The 18,171-nt window shown below is 69.0% G+C and carries 10 protein-coding genes; 2 read left to right on the top strand and 8 right to left on the bottom strand.

Annotated features, from left to right (window positions below; translation table 11 throughout):
* Positions 1-63: 63 nt before the first annotated feature.
* The 8 genes from chrA to D7I44_RS14915 form a co-directional block, all read right to left on the bottom strand.
* The gene (gene chrA, locus D7I44_RS14880) at positions 64-1,284 is read right to left on the bottom strand and encodes a chromate efflux transporter (protein WP_245979704.1); all 1,221 of its coding nucleotides are present in this window, start codon (positions 1,282-1,284) and stop codon (positions 64-66) included.
* A 9-nt stretch (positions 1,285-1,293) separates the two neighbouring features.
* Positions 1,294-2,847: an alpha/beta hydrolase gene (locus tag D7I44_RS14885; protein WP_120790210.1), complete on the bottom strand. Its 1,554-nt coding sequence runs from the start codon at positions 2,845-2,847 to the stop codon at positions 1,294-1,296.
* Positions 2,822-3,961, bottom strand: coding sequence for a VWA domain-containing protein (locus tag D7I44_RS14890; RefSeq protein WP_120790211.1), 1,140 nt, complete (start codon positions 3,959-3,961; stop codon positions 2,822-2,824). Before D7I44_RS14890 ends, D7I44_RS14885 begins: the two co-directional genes overlap by 26 nt.
* Entirely contained in the window at positions 3,961-4,920 is a 960-nt protein-coding gene (locus D7I44_RS14895; RefSeq protein ID WP_120790212.1) for a VWA domain-containing protein, read from the bottom strand. Before D7I44_RS14895 ends, D7I44_RS14890 begins: the two co-directional genes overlap by 1 nt.
* Entirely contained in the window at positions 4,917-5,846 is a 930-nt protein-coding gene (locus D7I44_RS14900) for a DUF58 domain-containing protein (protein ID WP_120790213.1), read from the bottom strand. Before D7I44_RS14900 ends, D7I44_RS14895 begins: the two co-directional genes overlap by 4 nt.
* A gap of 17 nt (positions 5,847-5,863) precedes the next feature.
* A complete protein-coding gene (locus D7I44_RS14905) occupies positions 5,864-6,844 on the bottom strand; it encodes an AAA family ATPase (RefSeq protein WP_120790214.1) in 981 nt (326 codons plus the stop codon).
* A gap of 31 nt (positions 6,845-6,875) precedes the next feature.
* A complete protein-coding gene (locus D7I44_RS14910) occupies positions 6,876-7,655 on the bottom strand; it encodes a S1C family serine protease (RefSeq protein WP_120790215.1) in 780 nt (259 codons plus the stop codon).
* A 93-nt stretch (positions 7,656-7,748) separates the two neighbouring features.
* On the bottom strand, positions 7,749-8,399 hold the full coding sequence (locus D7I44_RS14915) for a helix-turn-helix transcriptional regulator (protein ID WP_120790216.1): 651 nt from the start codon (positions 8,397-8,399) through the stop codon (positions 7,749-7,751).
* A 180-nt stretch (positions 8,400-8,579) separates the two neighbouring features.
* Here D7I44_RS14915 and D7I44_RS14920 point away from each other — a divergent pair, with 180 nt between their 5' ends.
* Both D7I44_RS14920 and D7I44_RS14930 read left to right on the top strand, forming a co-directional pair.
* A complete protein-coding gene (locus tag D7I44_RS14920; RefSeq protein WP_162940308.1) occupies positions 8,580-11,801 on the top strand; it encodes a LamG domain-containing protein in 3,222 nt (1,073 codons plus the stop codon).
* A 27-nt stretch (positions 11,802-11,828) separates the two neighbouring features.
* The gene (locus tag D7I44_RS14930) at positions 11,829-18,167 is read left to right on the top strand and encodes an RHS repeat-associated core domain-containing protein (RefSeq protein WP_162940309.1); all 6,339 of its coding nucleotides are present in this window, start codon (positions 11,829-11,831) and stop codon (positions 18,165-18,167) included.
* Positions 18,168-18,171: the final 4 nt, after the last annotated feature.

Here is an 18,171-nt window from a genome sequence, read left to right on the forward strand (position 1 = left end):
CGCACCGATTGTGCCGATCGATCTGCCCGATCGACTCAGTTGCGCCCGATCGGCCGCGAGGCGTCACAGGACGAGGAACCCGATCACGCCGGCCGCGATGACGACAGCCCAGGGCGGCGACTTCCAGAACTGCAGGGCCAGGAACGCCGCGACAGCGACGGCGAGAGCACGCGCCGAGGTGACGCCCGACGTGAAGACCGGGTCGTAGAGCGCGGCGGCGAGGATGCCAACGACGCCGGCGTTCACTCCCATGAGCGCGCGGCGCACGCGCGGGGCGGCGCGCAGCGCATCCCAGAAAGGCAGCGCCCCGACGATCAGCAGCGCCGGGGGCAGGAAGATCGCGAGGAGCGCGATCGACGCGCCCGCGACGCCCGTCGGGCCCGATTGCATGACGGCCCCGAGGAACGCCGCGAACGTGAAGAGCGGCCCCGGAACCGCCTGCGCCGCGCCGTAGCCCGCCAGGAAATCGGTATGGCTCACGAGCCCGGTCTGCACCGTGCCCGCCTGCAGCAGAGGCAGCACGACATGGCCGCCGCCGAAGACCAGCGCGCCCGAGCGGTAGAAGATGTCGACGAGGCGGATGCCTGCGTCGTGCGTCGCCGCGTACGCGATGGGCAGCGCCGCGAGCAGTGCGAAGAACAGGGTGAGGCACGCGACGGCGACGCCGCGGGGTACGCGGACGGTGAAGGCATCTGCATCTTCGATCGTCGTCGGCGGCGCAGTCAGCCACAGCAGGCCGGCCCCGGCGGCCGCGGCGATCACGATCACCTGGCCGAGCGAGCTCGGGATGAGCAGCACGGCGATCATCGCACCGATCGCGATGGTCGCGCGCTTGGTGTCGGGCGCGAGCGTGCGGGCCATGCCGAGCACGGCCTGCGCGACGACCGCGACGGCAGCCGCCTTGAGCCCCTGCAGCCAGCCGGTGTCGCCGATGTCGCCGACGGCCTCGACGCCGAAGGCGAATGCGGTGAGCAGTGCAGCCGACGGCAGGGTGAAGGCGCACCAGGCGGCGAGCATCCCCAGGAATCCCGCGCGCTGCAGCCCGATCGCCATGCCCACCTGGCTGCTGGCGGGGCCCGGCAGGAACTGGCAGAGGGCGACGAGGTCGGCATACGCCTTCTCGGACAGCCAGCGGCGGCGCAGCACGAACGCATCGCGGAAGTATCCGAGATGCGCGACCGGGCCGCCGAACGAGGTGACGCCGAGGCGCAGGAAGACGAGGAACACCTCGGCGACGGTGCCGGGATGGCGGGCTGGGGGCGCGGCGGGCGCGTCGGTCGGCACGCGCCGAACCTAGCAGTGCGTGTTGTCCTGCGGGAGCGTGCCCGACATCAAGTACGCGTCAACGGCACTGTCGACGCAGTTGTTGCCGCCGTTGTACGAGGTGTGACCGTCACCGTCGCGGATCAGCAGACGTGTGTTCGACATTCGGGCATGGACGGCGACGGCGTTCGAGTGCGGCGTCTCAGGGTCGCCGGTTGCCGAAACGATGAGCACGGGGTGCGCAGGTCTCGGCAGCGTCTTGTCGCTGAAGTGCTTGCCCGATGTGGGAAGGCCTTCGCAGACGGCGCCCTGATAGCTGAAATAGGGGCCGAGCACCGGCGCCGCCGTGCGCAGTTTCATCGCTTCGTCCGCCATCGCCGCGGCACCGGTGGGAAGACTCCGATCCGCGCATGAGATGGCGATGTTGGCGGGGTACCACGAGCCTGAGGTGAAGTCCGGGCTCCAGGCGAAGTAGTCCTCTGCGAGCGTGAGCAGGTCATCGCCGTTTCCGTGCATCGCCGCGGTGAGGGCGTCATCGAGATTCGAGAACGCGGTGCCGGTGAGGGACTGCGAAGCGAGGCCATCGCTGATGCCGAGCGTGGCGGCCCCGCCGCCGAGTCGGAAACTGCCGGAGGTCGTCAGCGGATGGTCCGCAAGGCCGGCGAGCAGATTCGCCAACGTCGCGCGGCTTTGATCCAGCGATCCGGTGAACGGGCACCCGAGCCTGCCGCTGCATGACGCCAGGTAGTCGTCGAGGTCCTTCTCGAACGCGGCGGCCGCGTTGACATCGAGGTCGACGGCGGGCTCGAGAGGGTCCTCCACGCCGTCGAGGACGACGCGGCCGATGTGCTCGGGGAACAGGGATTCGTACACGATGCCGAGGTCTGTTCCATAGGACTCGCCGACGTAGTCGAGCCGCTTCTGCCCGAGAGCTGCGCGGACGACGTCGAGGTCGCGCGCGGCCGTCACCGTGTCGACATGTCGGAGCAGCTCGGTTCCCGTGTGCTTGACGCATTCAGCCGCGTAGCTGCGGTCACTCTTCTCCTCCGCCGAGACCCACGCCGCGCTGCCGACGGGCGCCGGGTCGGGGGCGAAGATCAGCGTGCCGAGCTCGGACTCCGGTCCGCAGTCCACCCGCGTCGAGAGCCCGACGCCTGGTGGGTCGTAGCCGACTACGTCGTAGTCCGCTGCGACGAGACCGTCGACTCCATAGCTGGTTCCGCCCGTGTAGTCCTCGGCTACTCCGCCGGGTCCGCCCGGGTTCCAGATGATCGTCCCCTTTGCGCGCCCGGAGAGCGCGGCGCTCTTGATGAGACCCACGTGGATGGTCGCTCCGCCAGGCTTGCTCCAGTCCTCGGGGACGGTGACCTTGGTGCAGATGTACGCGCCGACGCACGGCTTCCACGTCAGCTTCTGGTGGTAGAACTTCGCAGCGCCGGCCGGTCCGCTCGCGGAGGCGGACGGGCCGAAGCATCCGCTCACCCCGATCACCACCGCGAGTGCAAGCGCGCCGAGCAACCCGACCGTCCTCACGCGCCGCACCCGCATGGCCGCATCATCACGGCGGCGGGCGGTCACCGCCATACGTCGTCTGTCGTATGCCGCCGGGCGTGCGCACCCGCGAGAACCACAGCGACAGCCCGACCGCGACCGCGATCAGCAGGCCGCCGATGCCGGCGAACCATGCGGCGAGGTCGACATGCTGCTTCACAAGGCTGAACTTGCTCGGCAGGCTCGCCAGCGCGCTCTTGAGCTCGTCGGCGTTCTGCGCGCGGTGATAGGTGCCGCCGGTCGTCTTCGCGATCTGCTTCAGCGCGCCCTCGTCGATCTGCAGCACGTTGCCGCGCCCGCCGAAGCCGCCCCCGTCGAAACCGCCGCCGGCCCCCGGGCCGAACCCGCCGCCGCCGAACCCGCCGAAGCCGTCGTTCAGCTGCGAGCCGGGGCAGACGAGCGACGACGGCGTAGTCGTGCCGAAGCCGATGGTGAAGACGCGCACGTGCCGCTCCGCCGCGAACTTCGCGGCCGTCTGCGGGTCGATCCCCTGCGTGTTGGCGCCGTCCGTCAGCAGCACGATCGCGTCGGGGGCGAAGGCGCCGGGCTTCGGCGCCGGAACCATGTCGGGCGCGGTGCTGTCGGTGCCGGTCGGCGCGACCGACGGGTCGACCTTCGAGATCGCGTCGAGTGACGTCATCACCGCCTGCCCGATCGCCGTGCCGCGCGAGGTGGTGAGGCCCTTCAGCCCGTCGAGCAGCGACTTCGTGTCGCCGGTCGGCGGCACGAGCACGCCCGCCGCGCCGGCGAAGGCGACGAGCCCGACCTTCGGGCCGCCGGCGAGCGACGTGATGAAGGTGCTCGCCTGCTGCTCGGCGGCCGTGATGCGGTTGGGCTTCACATCGGTCGAGCACATCGAGCCGGACACGTCGAGAGCGAGCACGATCGTCGACGATTTCGACGGGACGGTGACGGATGCCTGCGGCCGCGCCGCCCCGACCGCGAGCACCCCGATGCCGAGCAGCATCAGAGCAACCGGAATCCGCCGCACCCAGCTGCTGCGCGCGGGCAGCGCCTGCCGCACGACCGCGATCGACGCGACCCGCACCGCCGCGCGCCGACGGCGCCGCCGCAGCCACCAGGCGGTGAGGAGCAGCGCCGGAATGACGACCAGTGCGAGCAGCGCCCACGGCCATGTGAAGCTCATCAGACCACCCGCCCCGTGCCGGCCACGGTCAGCACCGCGCCGGCGAGCAGCAGTGCGAGCGCGAGGCCGATGAGGCCGCCCGCCAGCGGGTACGCCTTGTTCTGCAGGGTCAGTCTGAGGTCGATCGACTTCGCGACGCTGCCGAGTTGCGCGGCATCCGTCGCAGGGTGGTATGCGCCGCTCGTGATCTGCGAGATGCCCTTCAGCGTGTCCTCGTCGAGGGCGGTGTGCAGCCGGTAGCCGTCGACGGTCACCGTCGTGCCCGCGGTGGTCCCGACGCCGACGGTGTCGACGTGCACACTCGACTGCTGGGCGAGCAGCTCGGCGGCGGTGACGGCGTCGGGGTTGCCCGTGTCCTGCCCGTCGCTGAAGATCACGATCGTCGCCGAGCCCCAGTAGCCGAGGTCCGGCAGCTGCCCGTCCTGCCCGATCGTGACCGTCTTCCCGGTGATCGCCGCGAGTGAGCCCGTGATCGCCGCCGCGAGCGAGGTGCCCCCCGAGACCTTGAGCCGCTCGATCGCGTTGAGCGCCTGGCTGTGGTCGGCGTTCGGCTTCGTCGTCACGAGCGCGCCCTCTTCGAACGCGACGACGCCGATGTCGACGCTCGACGGCTGCGCGTCGATGAACTTCTTGGCCGCCTTCTCGGCTGCGACGATGCGGCTCGGCTTCACGTCGGTGGCGCTCATCGACTGCGACACGTCCATCGCGATCATCACCGTGCCGGATGCGCGCGGGACGGGCACGGATGCCGCAGGCCCCGCCGCCCCGAACGCCAGCACACCCACGCCCGCGATCGTCAGACAGATGCCGATCCGACGAGCACGCCCGCTTCCCGCCCGGTTCGCGCCGAGGCGGGCGAGTGCGGCGCTGCGGCGCTGGTCGAACACGATTGCGACGACGATGAGCGCCGCGACGACGACGGCGCCGAGCACGAGCAGGGGAGCAGCGTCGAGGGTCATGGGCGCCGCTCTGCCCGGGGCCGTTGGGTGGCGGCGACGATGTCGACGAGCGCGCGGTCGAGCTCGCGCTCGGTGTCGACGCGGTGCACGGGCACCCCGGCGCGGCGCATGCCCGCGTCGAGCTCACCCTCGAGCCGGTCGACGCCGCGGCGGTAACCCGCGCGGAACACCGGGTCCGAGGTGTCGACGACCAGCTGCTCGCCGGTCTCGGCGTCTTCGACGATGATGAGGCCCGCCTCGGGCAGCTCGCCCTCCGCGGCATCCGTCACGCGCAGCGCGACCACCTCATGCCGCTGTGTCAGCCGCAGCAGGGCGGCCGGCCAGTCGCCGGTGCCGATGAAATCCGAGACGACGATGATCAGGCTGCGGCGGCGCGCGAGCCCGGCTATGCGGTCGAGCATGGCGGCGAGATCGGTGGTGGCGCGGGTTTTCGGGCGCGGGGCCGATGCTTCGCGCGACAGCTCGTGCCCGATGCGCAGCGCGTGCCGTCGCCCGGTCCCCGGCGGCACGACGCGGGTCGCGCCCTCGTCGTAGAAGAGAGCGCCGACCCGGTTCCCGCCGCGCCCGAACAGGCGCGCGAGGGCGAGGGCCAACTCGGCGAGCACGTCGTCCTTGCCGCGGCCGGCCTCGGTGCGGTGGCCTGCACCGAGCGACGCCGAGCGATCGAGCACGAGCCACACCGTCAGCTCGCGGTCCTCGGTGAAGACGCGCACGTGCGGCTCGCCGAGCCGCGCGGTGACGTTCCAGTCCATGCGGCGGGCGTCGTCGCCGGCGACGTAGGCGCGCAGCCCCGCGAAGTCGAACCCAGAGCCGCGCAGCGCCGTGCGGTAGCCGCCCTGCAGCTGCCCCTCGAGGCGGCGCAGCACGCGCCACTCGAGCCGCAGCAGCAGCCTTTCCGCCGCACGGGACGTGGTGGGCTCAGGCATCCGCTCTCACCTGTTCTTCATCGCGCCTGCAGCACGACCTCGGGCGCCGGCACGACGCCGAGCACGCGCGAGACGATCGCGTCGGCGTCGACCTCGTCGGCGAGCGCCTCGTAGCTGAGCACGACGCGGTGGCGCAGCACGTCGAGGGCGAGCTCGGCGAGGTCCTGCGGAAGGACGTAGCCGCGGCCGCGCAGGAACGCGAGCGCGCGACCGCCGAGCACGAGGGCGATGGATGCGCGCGGGCTCGCGCCATACGACACATAGCGCTCCAGCTCACCGAGTCCCACGAGCCCCGGCGACCGGGTGGCCGTGACGAGCCGCACGGCGTAGTCGGTGATCGCCGGGTCGACGTAGATCGTGTCGACCAGCTCCCGCATCTCGATGAGCGACTCCGGCGACAGCATCGCCTGGATCAGCGGCGCCGGCCGCAGCGCACGGTCGACGATCGCGTGCTCCTCGGGCTGGGTGGGGTAGTCGACGACGACCTTCATCATGAAGCGGTCGACCTGCGCTTCGGGCAGCGGGTACGTGCCCTCGGACTCGATCGGGTTCTCGGTCGCCATGACGAGGAACGGCTCGGGCACGCGGAAGGTCTCGCGCCCGATCGTCACCTGGTGCTCCTGCATGACCTCGAGCAGCGCCGACTGCACCTTCGCGGGCGCGCGGTTGATCTCGTCGGCGAGCAGCAGGTTCGCGAACACCGGCCCGAGCACCGTCTCGAACTCGCCTGTGTGCTGGTGGTAGACGCGGGTGCCGACGAGGTCGGCGGGCACGAGGTCCGGCGTGAACTGCACGCGCTGGAACTGGCCGCCGATCGCCGAGGCGAGCGACTTCACCGCGAGCGTCTTGGCGAGGCCGGGCACGCCCTCGACGAGCAGATGGCCGCCCGCGAGCAGGGCGACGGCCATGCGCTCGAGCAGGACGTCCTGCCCGACGATCGTGCGCTTGACCTCGAACAGTACGTGCTCGAGGGGGTGCGGGGGGAGTGAGGTCACCATGCGTGTTCCTTCGTGTCAGGCATCCGTTTATCTAGAGCTGTGGCGCCGGCTCGCCTGTGCCGGTGCCGCCGAGGGCCGCGCCGATGGGCACGGCGAAGCCGACGCCTGCCCACGCGCCGTCGTGCCCGGGGTCGGCGATCGAGACGACAATGCCGATGACGTCGCCGCTGCCGTCGAGCAGTGGTCCGCCCGAGCTGCCGGGGTTCACACTCGCGTCGAACTGGATCAGCCCGCTGAACTCGCCCGCATCCGTGTCGGCCTTGCGATCGGTGCCGGCCACGACGCCGCTTGAGACGCTGTAGCTCAGCCCGAGCGGGTTGCCGATCGCGACAACGGGCGCGCCGACCGTCGTGTCGCCGCCGAGCGTGGCGGGCACGAGCGGCTGCGGCAGCTGGGCGGGGGCGAGCGCGGCGATGTCGGTGGTCAGGTCTGACGAGATGACGGATGCCTGGGTCTCGGTGCCGTCCGAGAAGGCGACCTCGATCGTGCCGCCGCCCGAGATCACGTGGTTCGCGGTGATGATCGTGCCGTCGCTGGTGGCGACGATGCCGGTGCCGAGCTCGCCGGTGCTCGTCTGCACGATGACGACCGACGGGCCGACCAGGCGGTAGAGCTGCGCGACCGTCGGCGCGGTCGGGCTGGGCGTCGGCTTCGGAGTATGGGTGGCGCTCGCCGCGGCGTCGCTCGCGCCCCCGAGCCGGAAGGCGAGCACGGCGACCACCACCACGAGCGCGGCGACGATCGCCCCGGCGACAGCCAACGTCGCGCGGGGGCCGGGGGTTCGTAAGTCCCGAGCGCGCAGGCCCGCCATGTGCTCACGGTAAGCGCGCATCGCTAGGAATCGGCTAAATAGTGGGAATCGGTTCCTGGCGATGTCTCGGCGGAAGCTCCGTTGCAACTGCGGTCATGTCGTGAGGTTGAGCCGTTGGGCGATGAGTAAAGCCTCATATCGATTGCGAGCCCCAAGCTTCTCGCACAGTTTCGAGATGTGGTGACGGAGTGTATTGGCCGAGATGGTGAGCATCTGGCACAGGTCCGAGGTGCGCGTCGTCGCCGCGAGGGCGAGAAGCACCTCTCGTTCTCGCCTGGTTAGGCGGCTTGCGGCGGCGGCGCTTGTGGCCAAAGAAGCCGCGTGGGGGCCTGAGGACAATCGGCCGAAGGCAGTCATGGTCGGCGTGAGCCAGATCAAGATGGCGCGATTGGCTGCGTTCGCGATCGCCTCGCTGCTCTCGGCGCGGACGCGGCCGAGATGAGTGACCGCGAGGCCGAACAAGATCGATGCGCCCAGTACGAGTTCTTCTGAAGTGTTCCCATCCGCGATCAGTGCCTGTGCGATTCCATCGGTATCGGTCGGTATTAGTACATCGCCATTGAGCAGCGCGAGAGCGTAGCCCGCCGTGAGAAGAGCCACACGGCGCGCCATCCGCCGCGTCGCGAGCGCTCTGGAAGCTGCGACGCGTGAGGCGAGTTCGGTGGTGAAATCTTCGACCAGGGCGGAAGCGGCATTCCCGCCGCGCGCGTGATCCGTTTCGCGCTTGCCCGAGTCGTATAGCACCGTCCCCCTCTCGAGCGCCTACGCAGATGCTATGAGCGCCAAGATTCGGGGAACAACGCCCCCGCTCAGGGGTAGACGGGGCGCGCGAAGATGGCACGCAGGTGCCATATCTCTGGCCATGGATCGGCTCGTAGTGTCCTCTCAGTCACGGGTTTGGGGGCTCGAGTGTTTCGGTCAACGATGGCAATCGCGGCAGGAGCCGCAGTCGTGCTGCTGGCATGCGGGCTGGCTACTCCGCTGCCCGCTCGGGCGGCAACAGCGCCGGCTGCCGACTTGAGTCCGGCAGACGCTCAATGGGCTGCGTCGGACGCGGCTGCCGAGGCGATCGCCGCGGCGCACGATCACGCGGTCGGCGTGACGGGCGAGAGCACACCAACGACTGAGGTCCTCGCGCTGCCTGATGGTCAGATGCAGCTGGTTTCGGATTCCGTGCCGCAGCGAGTGCTCTCTGATGGCGCGTGGAAGCCAGTGAACACGAAGCTCACACTTGCAGCCGACGGGCTGTGGACGCCATCCACAGTTCCGAACGGGATCGAGTTCTCGAGCGGCAACACGAGCACGATGGCGAGGATTCAGGCGCCGGATGGCTCCTGGGCCGATCAGACCTGGCCGGACGGGATCTTGCCGGTGCCATCAATATCTGGGTCGACGGCGACCTACAGCTCGGTGCTGCCGGGCGTCGACCTGGTGCTGTCGGCGACGCCGTCGGGGATGTCGGAGATCTTCGAGGTGCACTCGGAAACCGCGGCTGCGAACCCACAACTGCAAGCGCTGGAGCTCGGCGTGCAGGGCGCAACGCTGAGCGAGGATCAGGTCGATTCCACCGTCGCGACGTTCTCCTCGGGTGCGAAGGTCAAGGCGCAGGAGCCCTTGTGGTGGGACTCCTCGCAACCGGGTTCGAGCCCTGCGGGCCCTGGCGGCAAGGCCGAGCCGAAGCCCGTCGCGCATTCCGTGACAGCCTCGCACGAGGACTTGGACATCACCGCGATCGGAAGTGACACGAGCGCCGTGTACCCGATCTTCGTCGACCCGGCGTGGTCTTCCGGCGACAACGACCACTGGTATGACGATATGGCCTACCCGAACCAGTCGTACCTGAACGGCAACTACAACTCGAGCTGGCTCGGGACGGGCTCTGCGGTTCAGGACGGGATCTCGTACCGCTCGCGGGCGTTTTGGCAGTTCCCGACCGGAGCCTTAGCGGGCAAGACAATTTCCGATGCGCGATTGACGCTGAACGAGACCGAGAGCTGGAGCAGCACAGACACCGCCGGTTTGTATCTGATCGAGAGCCCGCTGTTGACTCCCGGAGCGACCTGGAATCAGGAGAACGCGACGGCGAATGTGTGGGCGCACCCGCAGGCTACGTTCACCCCTGTGGCGGGAACGAACGGGGTGGGTGTGGCGGCTGCGATGCAGTGGGCGGCGTCAAATTCCATTGGCTCGACACAATTCGGCTTGAGGGCCAGCGATGAGTCGAACCTTTCGGACCGCAAGCACTGGGCGCTGAACGCGACCTTGGCTGTGACGTACGACTCGGCGCCGAACGGGCCGACCGGGCTTTCGATCGCCAGCCCCGTGCGAGGCTGCGGCACTGCAGTTGCGCCGGCATGGGTGAACAGCAAGGCGCAGGCGATCACACTGCAGGCCAGCGCGACCGACCCGGATGGCGGCGACCTCAGCGTTCTATTCAATGTAGTGGGCACCGCAGCGTGGAACGGGACCGCATCGGGTGCCGAGGGTGCGCAGACGGCCCAGATCCCGAAAGGCGCTCTGGGCGATGGCAGCTATTCCTGGCATGCAACAGCCAACGATGGGACGCTGTCCGGCCCGGCATCTGGAACGTGCTACTTCAGCGTCGACAACGAGGCGCCAGCTTGGCCGACGGTCACACTGGATTCCGGCGTGACAAGTCTGACGATCGGCAAGCCGTCGACGGTGGACGTGACGGTGAATAGCGCCGACCACGTGGCAGAACTCGTGTACTGGTGGACGAGCAGCAGCACGCCAGGGCCGACCGCGAACGTGGCGTCCGTGCCCTACGTTCCCGGCAACAGCCAGGCGCTGGCCGCCTGCCCCTCCTACCAGGGCCAGTACACGATCGTGTGCGCCTCGGCAGGAACAACGGCGCTGACCGTCGCACCTCCTTACCCGCAGGCGACCCTGTGGGTGGAGGCGGTCGACGGCGCGGGGAACGTCTCGCCTTCTGGCTCGGCGATCACGTCCGGCTTCCTCTCCCTGCCGACCGCGACGCTCGCGGTCGGCGCCGATGACGGCGTGAACCCGACAACCGGCGGCGGCCATGAATGGGTCACCGACGTGGGGGTCAGCCCGACGCAGAGCAGCGTGGCCGACACCAACCAGACAGCCTTGCCCGTGACACTCGGTTCCGGTCAGAGCCTTGCAGACGCGACTTCAACCCAGGCCGACCTGCCAACGGATCTCGCCCAAGCCGGCTACTCCATCGGCGCGGCGTTCTCCTTCGCCGGCTACTCGGTGCTGCACCGTGGCAACAACGGCAGCGACCACATGGTGTTCACCGAAGGTGCGCTGCCGTCCGGTTACGCATTGGAGAGCGTCAACCTCGGCGCGATCGGAAGCACAGACGGCGCGCAGCCAAGCGGCACGCACGCCCTGTATGAGTGCAAGCTCTCCACCGGGGATGAGATGACGACGGGCTCCTCCAACTGCGAAGGGCAGAGCGGGTACAGCCTGACGACGCTCGGCTACATCTGGGCCGCGCCCCCGGCCGGTATCCCGTCGGAGGCGATCTACCGGTGCCGCGTCGGCGCCGAGCACTTCACTTCACCCTCCTCGAACTGCGAAGGGCAGATCGTAGAGTCCACCCTCGGCTACACGGCCGTTCTCGGGCAAGACCAGACGAGCCAGCAGGCCATCGACACGACGAAGAGCTTCACTGCGGCCGCGTGGGTGTATCCCGAGCAGACGACCGCAGCGTCGACCCATTACCACACGATCCTCTCCGAATCCGGGGCGACGTCGTCGGGGTTCTACCTGCAGGAATCGCCCGGCGGCTCCGGCAGCACGGGCGGCAGCACGCGCATGTGCCTCCACACGCAGGCGGGCGCCGGGCAGATGCCCTGTGCGACCGCGCCGGGCCTGCCTCTGGGGAAGTGGTCGCTGGTGATCGGTGAATGGGACGCATCCAACCATCAGATTTCGGTGCGCGTCGGCGACGTCGTGGACCCCTCGGCCGTCGCCGGATACGCGGTGCCCAGCGGTGATACCTCCGCAACCGGCCATGTCGTCATCGGAGGCGCCACCAGCCTCGGCTTCACCCTGGACTCATGGAACGGGCTAATCGCAGACCCCGGCGTCTACCAGGGCATCCTCGACCACCAGCAGATCGAGAACCTCTACTTCCTGAGCCCGGCCGAGTAAGTCGGCGCGACTGTGCAAGGAGACCCGATGCCACGCTCGATGCCCTGGCTTTCGCGCACTTTCTCGGCTCTGGCTGCCGTCGCCATCCTCGCCTCGTCATTCGCGGCGGCCACCCCGGCGGGCGCCACGGAACAGTTCCATCCGTACGAGTTCCCGCAGGCGAAGCCTGTCCCGGGAGAACTCGCGCGGCCGGTCTCCACGGCCGCGCACGCCCTCAAGTCCGCGGCCGTTGCCCCGACCAAGATTGTGACCACCACCAGCGACATCGCCCCCGGCCGCCCGGACCGCGGCGCCGATGTCACGCTTCCGAACGGCGGCGGCGGCCACCTCGGGCGGAAATGGTCCGAGATCGGATCTACCGGCATCCGGACGGCTCCCATCGAGCCGGCGGACTCGACGCAGGCCAACACTGTCGGCTACAGCGTGACCGTTCTCAGCAAGACCGACGCGAAGCGCTACGGCGCGAACGGGCTCGCGCTCCTCCTGCACCGCACCGACAAGCAAGCCGGCAGCGGCGTGGTCGCCGTCAACATCCCCGCCGGAACCCTGCAGGGCCTCTACGGGGCCGACTTCGCAAGCCGGCTGCGCTGGACTCAGGAACCAGCCGACTCTGCCACGGCCTCGAAAACCGCGGCCGCAGCGACCGGCGCCGACCCGAGCGACACACCGGCAGTCGCCGCAACAGCCAGCGCCGTGACGCTCACGGCCACGACCACGAGCACGACAACGTTGCTGCAAGCCACTGCCGCCCCCGTCTCAGCGACCGGGACCGGGAACTTCACGGCCACGCCGCTGAAGCCCTCCGACAGCTGGAACGTGTCGACGCAGACCGGCGACTTCGCCTGGTCCTACCCGCTGCGCACCCCACCGGCCGCGGCAGGCCCCGCGCCGGCCCTGGCGCTGGACTACGACTCGCAAGCCGTCGACGGCGAAAGTGGGTCGACGAACAACCAGCCGGGCTCCGTCGGCGAGAGCTGGAGCCTGTCCGGCGGCGGGTTCATCGAGCGCAGCTACACACCCTGTTCCGACGACAGCGGCCCAAGCGGCCCGGTGGCGACCTCCGGCGACCTGTGCTGGCAGAGCGACAATGCCACCATCTCCTTCGACGGCCACTCCGGCCAGCTCGTCAAGGACACCGCCACCGGAACCTGGGTCATGCAGGCCGACGACGGCTCCCGCATCGAGCACCTCGTCGGCCAGGCCGCCGGCTGCGGCCCGTCCAACGGGACATACGACGACGACTGCTGGAAGGTGACGACCACCGACGGCACCCAGTACTTCTTCGGGCTGAACCAGCTGCCCGGCTGGTCATCCGGCAACGCCGCCACGAACTCCGCCTGGACCGTGCCTGTCTACGGAAACGATGCGGGCGAGCCGTGCCACGCCAGCACCTTCGCGACCTCCTCGTGCACCCAGGCGTGGCGGTGGAACCTCGACTACATCCTCGACCCGGACGGGAACGCCGAAGCCCTCTACTACGACGCTCAGACCAACCACTATTCCCAGAACGGCACCACAGCGGTCTCCTACACGCGCGGCGGCGAGCTCGACCACATCGACTACGGGATCGCCGGCAACGCCCCATACGTGGCGAACGCGGCGAGCGACCGGGTCACGTTCTCATATGCCGCCAATGGGCGCTGCGCGGCCGGCAGCGGATGCACGAGCGAAGCGGCCTCGGGCCAAATCGCCACCCCGGCGACGCCCGCGAACTACCCGGATGTGCCCTTCGACCAGAACTGCGCCTCCGGCGCGTGCACGGGGCTCGTCTCCCCGACGTTCTTCACCACTTCGATGCTGGCGAGCGTCACGACTCAGTACTTCACCGGCAGCAGCTACGCGAACGTCGACGCCTGGACGCTCAGCCATAGCTTCCCCAGCCCCGGCGACGGCACCAACGCGGCACTGTGGCTGTCCCAGATCTCCCACACCGGCTACACCGGCTCGGCGAGCCTCACCGAACCGCCCACCGTGTTCAGCGGCGTCCCCATGCAGAACAGGGTGTGGGCCATCGACGGCCTCGCGCCCCTGATGAAATATCGCATCTCCGCGATCCAGACCGGCCTCGGGGAATCCCTCGCTGTCAACTACACCACCAGCAGCGACTGCACGCCGGCGAATGCTGCGGCGATCGAGGCGGCTGCGAACACGAACACGAAGCTCTGCTACCCCGAGTACTGGGCCCCCGGCGTCTTGCCGTACACCACCCCGAAGCTCGACCTGTTCTTCAAGTACGTGGTCACCTCCACACTGGATGACCCGAAGACTGGCGGCGGCAACGACCGGCCGATCGAGACGGACTACCAATACACCGGAACACCCGCCTGGCGGTACAACACCTCTCCGCTGACACCGGCCGATCAGCGCACCTGGAACGTGTACGCCGGCTACAACACCGTCGAGGTCCGCGTCGGGGACTCCAGCACGCCAGCTCTGCAGCAGACAACGGACTACACCTACTTCCAGGGCATGGACGGCGACCGCGCCAGCACCACCGGCGGTGCCAAGACCGTCGACGTGACCGGCTCCAGCACGGTCCACGACTCGCTCTGGCTTGCCGGTCAGCTCCGCGAGCAGAAGAGCCTCGAGGGCGCTGGCGGCGCCATCCTGTCCGACACCGTCTCCACACCGTGGGCGTCGGCCGTGAAGGCCGACGATGGAACCCACACCGCCCGCTTCGTCGAAGACGGCGTGGATGTCACCACCCAGCCGCTCTCCGCCGGCGGCAACCGCACCATCACGACAACCAACAGCTACGACCCGGGGAACGGGCTGATCACCACCGCCGAGAAGGCCACCAGCGACGCAGGCACAAGCTGCACCACAACCGGCTACACCCAACCGAACACGACCGCCTGGATCATCGGCGCTATCCAGCGCGTCACCGCACTCGCCGTCCCCTGCGCCAGCACCGCCACCGCCCGCTACCCCGCCGACGTCCTCTCCGACACCGCCGACTACTACGACGGCGCCAGCGTCCCGGCCACCCCGCCGACCGCCCCGGCGGCCACACCCAGCAAAGGCCACCTGACGGCCACGCAAGAAGTCGACGGCTACACGGGAACCACCGCGGCCACCGCCCACTGGGCCACCGCGAGCACGACCAGTTACGACAGTCTCGGCCGCCCGCTGGCGGTCACCGACGTGCTCGGCCACACCACCAGTACCGTCTACACCCCGGCAGCGCGTGGCCCGCTGACCAGCGAGCTGACCACGAACCCGCTGAGCTGGACGACGACGACCGCCTACAACCCAGCGTGGGGCGTCGAGACTTCGGTGACCGATCAGAACGGCCACCTGACCACGGCGGCCTACGACGCGCTCGGGCGCCGCACTGGGGTGTGGACCCCGACAGCGTCCCAGTCCGCCGGAGCAACTGCTTCGATCGGCTACAGCTACACCGAGTCGCAGACCGCCGCATCGACGATCACGACCGTCACCCAGTCGGCGAACACGTCCAACACGACCATCGACCTCTACGACGGGCTCGGAAGGCAGGTTCAGTCCCAGGCCAGCGGCAGCCAGGGCACGGTCATGTCGGACACCGGCTACGACGCCGCCGGCCGCGTGGACCTGCAGAACAGCCCCTACGTCACCACCCAGGCCAACCCGGCCACGGCCCTGTTCGTGCCGGCGAGCCAGCAGCAGATCCCCTCGGAGACCGACACCAGCTACGACGGCGCCGGCCGCACCACGACCACAAGCCTCTACAGCAGCGGGACACTGCGTCGCACCACCGCCTTCACGTACCGCGGCGCCGACCGCACCGACACCACGCCGCCTGCCGGCGGCACTCCGACGACGAGCTACACCAACTCGCTCGGGCAGCAGACCAGCCTGGTCGACTACCTCGCCGCGTCTCCGAGCCCGACGGCACCGCAGCAGACCACCCAGTACAGCTACGACCCGGCCGGTCACATGACGAAGACCGTCGACCCCGCCGGGAACACCTGGACGTGGGCATACGACGTGCTCGGGCAGCAGATCACCGCCGCCGACCCCGACACCGGCACGACAACGAGCAGCTACGACGATGCCGGCGACCTCCTGACCAGCACCGACGGCAACGGCACCACGCTGTCCTACACCTACGACGGGCTGAACAGGAAGACCGCCACCTACCAGGGCACCGCCACAGGCAGCGCCGGCACGATCCTGGACTCCTGGGTCTACGACACCCTGGACAAGGGCGACCTGACCTCTTCTACCGCCTACACCGGCTCGACCCCCGGCTCGCCAGGTCTCGCTTACAAGACCGCTGTCGGCAGCTACAACACGCTCGATGAGCAGCTGTCGTCGACAGTGTCGATTCCGGCCGGCGCGCCGGCATTCGGCGGCTCGAGCTTCACGACGAGCTTCGCGTATTCCGCGGATGGGTCCCTTGCTTTGCAGACGGATCCCGCCGCGGGCAGCCTGCCGTCGGAGGCGTTGCATATCCTCCGCGACTCACGGGATCAGGTCACGAGTGTGCGCGGGAGTGTGGCCTACGGGTCGGTGAACCACACGGGTCTGGGGCAGCTGGCGGGTTTCTCCCACACCACCGGATCGACCTACCTGTACACCTCCTACGGCTACGACCCCGCCACGGGGGACCTGAACGCGCTGCAGGATGAGGCGGCGACCGGATCGGCGGCCACGATCCTCGCCGACCGGCAGTACACCAGGGATGCTTCCGGGCGGATCACGCAGGAGAGCAACACCAGCGCCGCCGCGACTGATACGCAGTGCTTCGGCTATGACGCGCTGAGTGAGCTGACGGCGGCGTGGTCGCCGTCCTCCGCCTCCTGCACGGCCGCACCGTCTTCGACCACGTTGGGTGGTCCGGCGCCGTACTGGGAGTCGTTCACGTATGACACGGCGACCGGGAACCGGCTCTCGGCCACCCAGCACGCCACCACAGCATCCGGGACCGACACGGTGGCGGCCTACCGCTATCCGGCGGCCGGGGCGCCGCATCCGCATGCGGTCGCACAGATCGCCGCCACCGGTGCGACAACCAGCACGCAGCCGTATAGCTATAGCTGGGATGCGGCCGGGGATGCTACCCAGCTGGGTGCGTTGACGGCGTCGTACGACTCGCAGGGCAAGACCGCCACCATCACCTCGGGCACCTCGACGCAGACGCGCGTGTACGACGCGGGCGGGAGCCTGCTGCTGCAGATCGACCCCACCGGCTCCACTCTGTTCCTCGGGGACACCGAGGTGCGCCTCGCCGCCGGGGCGGCCAGCGCGTCGGCATCCCGCACGTACAGCGTCGAAGGGGTCCCGTTCGCCGAGCGCGACGCGGCCGCCGGGGCGACGACCTCGAGCCTGTACTGGCTGGGCGTGGACGTGGACGGCTCACCGGATGTGGAAGTGAACTCCGCCACCGGGCAGGTCACGAAGAGGTTCACGGACCCGTTCGGCAACACCCGCGGCACGGGCGTCTCGTGGTCCTCGGACCGCGGGTTCCTGAACGATTCGTCCTCGGCGCTTTCCGGGCTCACGCAGGTGGGTGCGCGCCTGTATGACTCGGCGACCGGGTCGTTCACGACCGCGGACCCGCTGCTGGACGCCACGAGCTTCGCGTCGTTGAACGCGTACGCGTACGCCGGCAACGACCCGGTCACCGACACCGACCCCTCGGGAGAATGCCTTCAGAGCAACGGGGCTCTCACCCAGGCAACGAATTGCGGGGCGAGTAAGGGCAGCGCGACCGCGGCCAGCGCGACGATGGCCGCCGACCACGCCCAAGCCGCGTACGAAGCAACACCCGCCGGACAGAAGTACTTGGCGCATTACGCGGACTACTTGAACTCTCCGGCGTTCGCCGAGGCGGTCAAGCGGCTCTACACGCTTCCGAAGGCGAAGCCCGGCCAAGAGACCTGGGGCGAGCAGCTGGACCTGATGTCGGCCAACACGCAGATGCAGATGCTGCAGATGAACTCCGCCGCCGAAGCCGCACCCGAAGACGGAGCAGCCGAAGACCTCGGAGCGGAATTCGAAGGGCTGATGGCCGATGTCTTCAGCGGGAAGAGCTCAGCCGATCTAGCGGATTCGGGGGCAGTTCCGCCACAGTTGCTTAGGGGGCAGCAGTTCGAAGCCGATACCTTGGAAGAATTGGGACTGACCAAGAACACCGCGAAAGTCCCGGGCGGAAGCATCCCTGATTCTGTTGACGGAGGCCAGATCTGGGAAGTGAAGGACGTCAAATACCAGGCGAAGACGCATCAATTCAGGAACTACCTTGCAACAGGCAAGCAAGTCAATATCGTGGTCAACTCGAACACTGTGGTGTCTGCGCCCCTGCGACAGGCGATCGCACGCTCGGGTGGGGAGATCCTGGTCCGGCGCGGTCCTGGCGCTTTCGTCCCGTACGGAGAATAATGGA

Source organism: Gryllotalpicola protaetiae, from assembly GCF_003627055.1.
GTDB classification, from domain to species: domain Bacteria; phylum Actinomycetota; class Actinomycetes; order Actinomycetales; family Microbacteriaceae; genus Gryllotalpicola; species Gryllotalpicola protaetiae.

Bases quoted from the DNA above. Each gene is read 5' to 3' on its own strand.
- D7I44_RS14885 (WP_120790210.1), bottom strand. From the start codon at position 2,847: ATGGCGGTGACCGCCCGCCGCCGTGATGATGCGGCCATGCGGGTGCGG.
- D7I44_RS14890 (WP_120790211.1), bottom strand. From the start codon at position 3,961: ATGAGCTTCACATGGCCGTGGGCGCTGCTCGCACTGGTCGTCATTCCG.
- D7I44_RS14895 (WP_120790212.1), bottom strand. From the start codon at position 4,920: ATGACCCTCGACGCTGCTCCCCTGCTCGTGCTCGGCGCCGTCGTCGTC.
- D7I44_RS14900 (WP_120790213.1), bottom strand. From the start codon at position 5,846: ATGCCTGAGCCCACCACGTCCCGTGCGGCGGAAAGGCTGCTGCTGCGG.
- D7I44_RS14905 (WP_120790214.1), bottom strand. From the start codon at position 6,844: ATGGTGACCTCACTCCCCCCGCACCCCCTCGAGCACGTACTGTTCGAG.
- D7I44_RS14910 (WP_120790215.1), bottom strand. From the start codon at position 7,655: ATGGCGGGCCTGCGCGCTCGGGACTTACGAACCCCCGGCCCCCGCGCG.
- D7I44_RS14920 (WP_162940308.1), top strand. From the start codon at position 8,580: ATGGCAATCGCGGCAGGAGCCGCAGTCGTGCTGCTGGCATGCGGGCTG.
- D7I44_RS14930 (WP_162940309.1), top strand. From the start codon at position 11,829: ATGCCACGCTCGATGCCCTGGCTTTCGCGCACTTTCTCGGCTCTGGCT.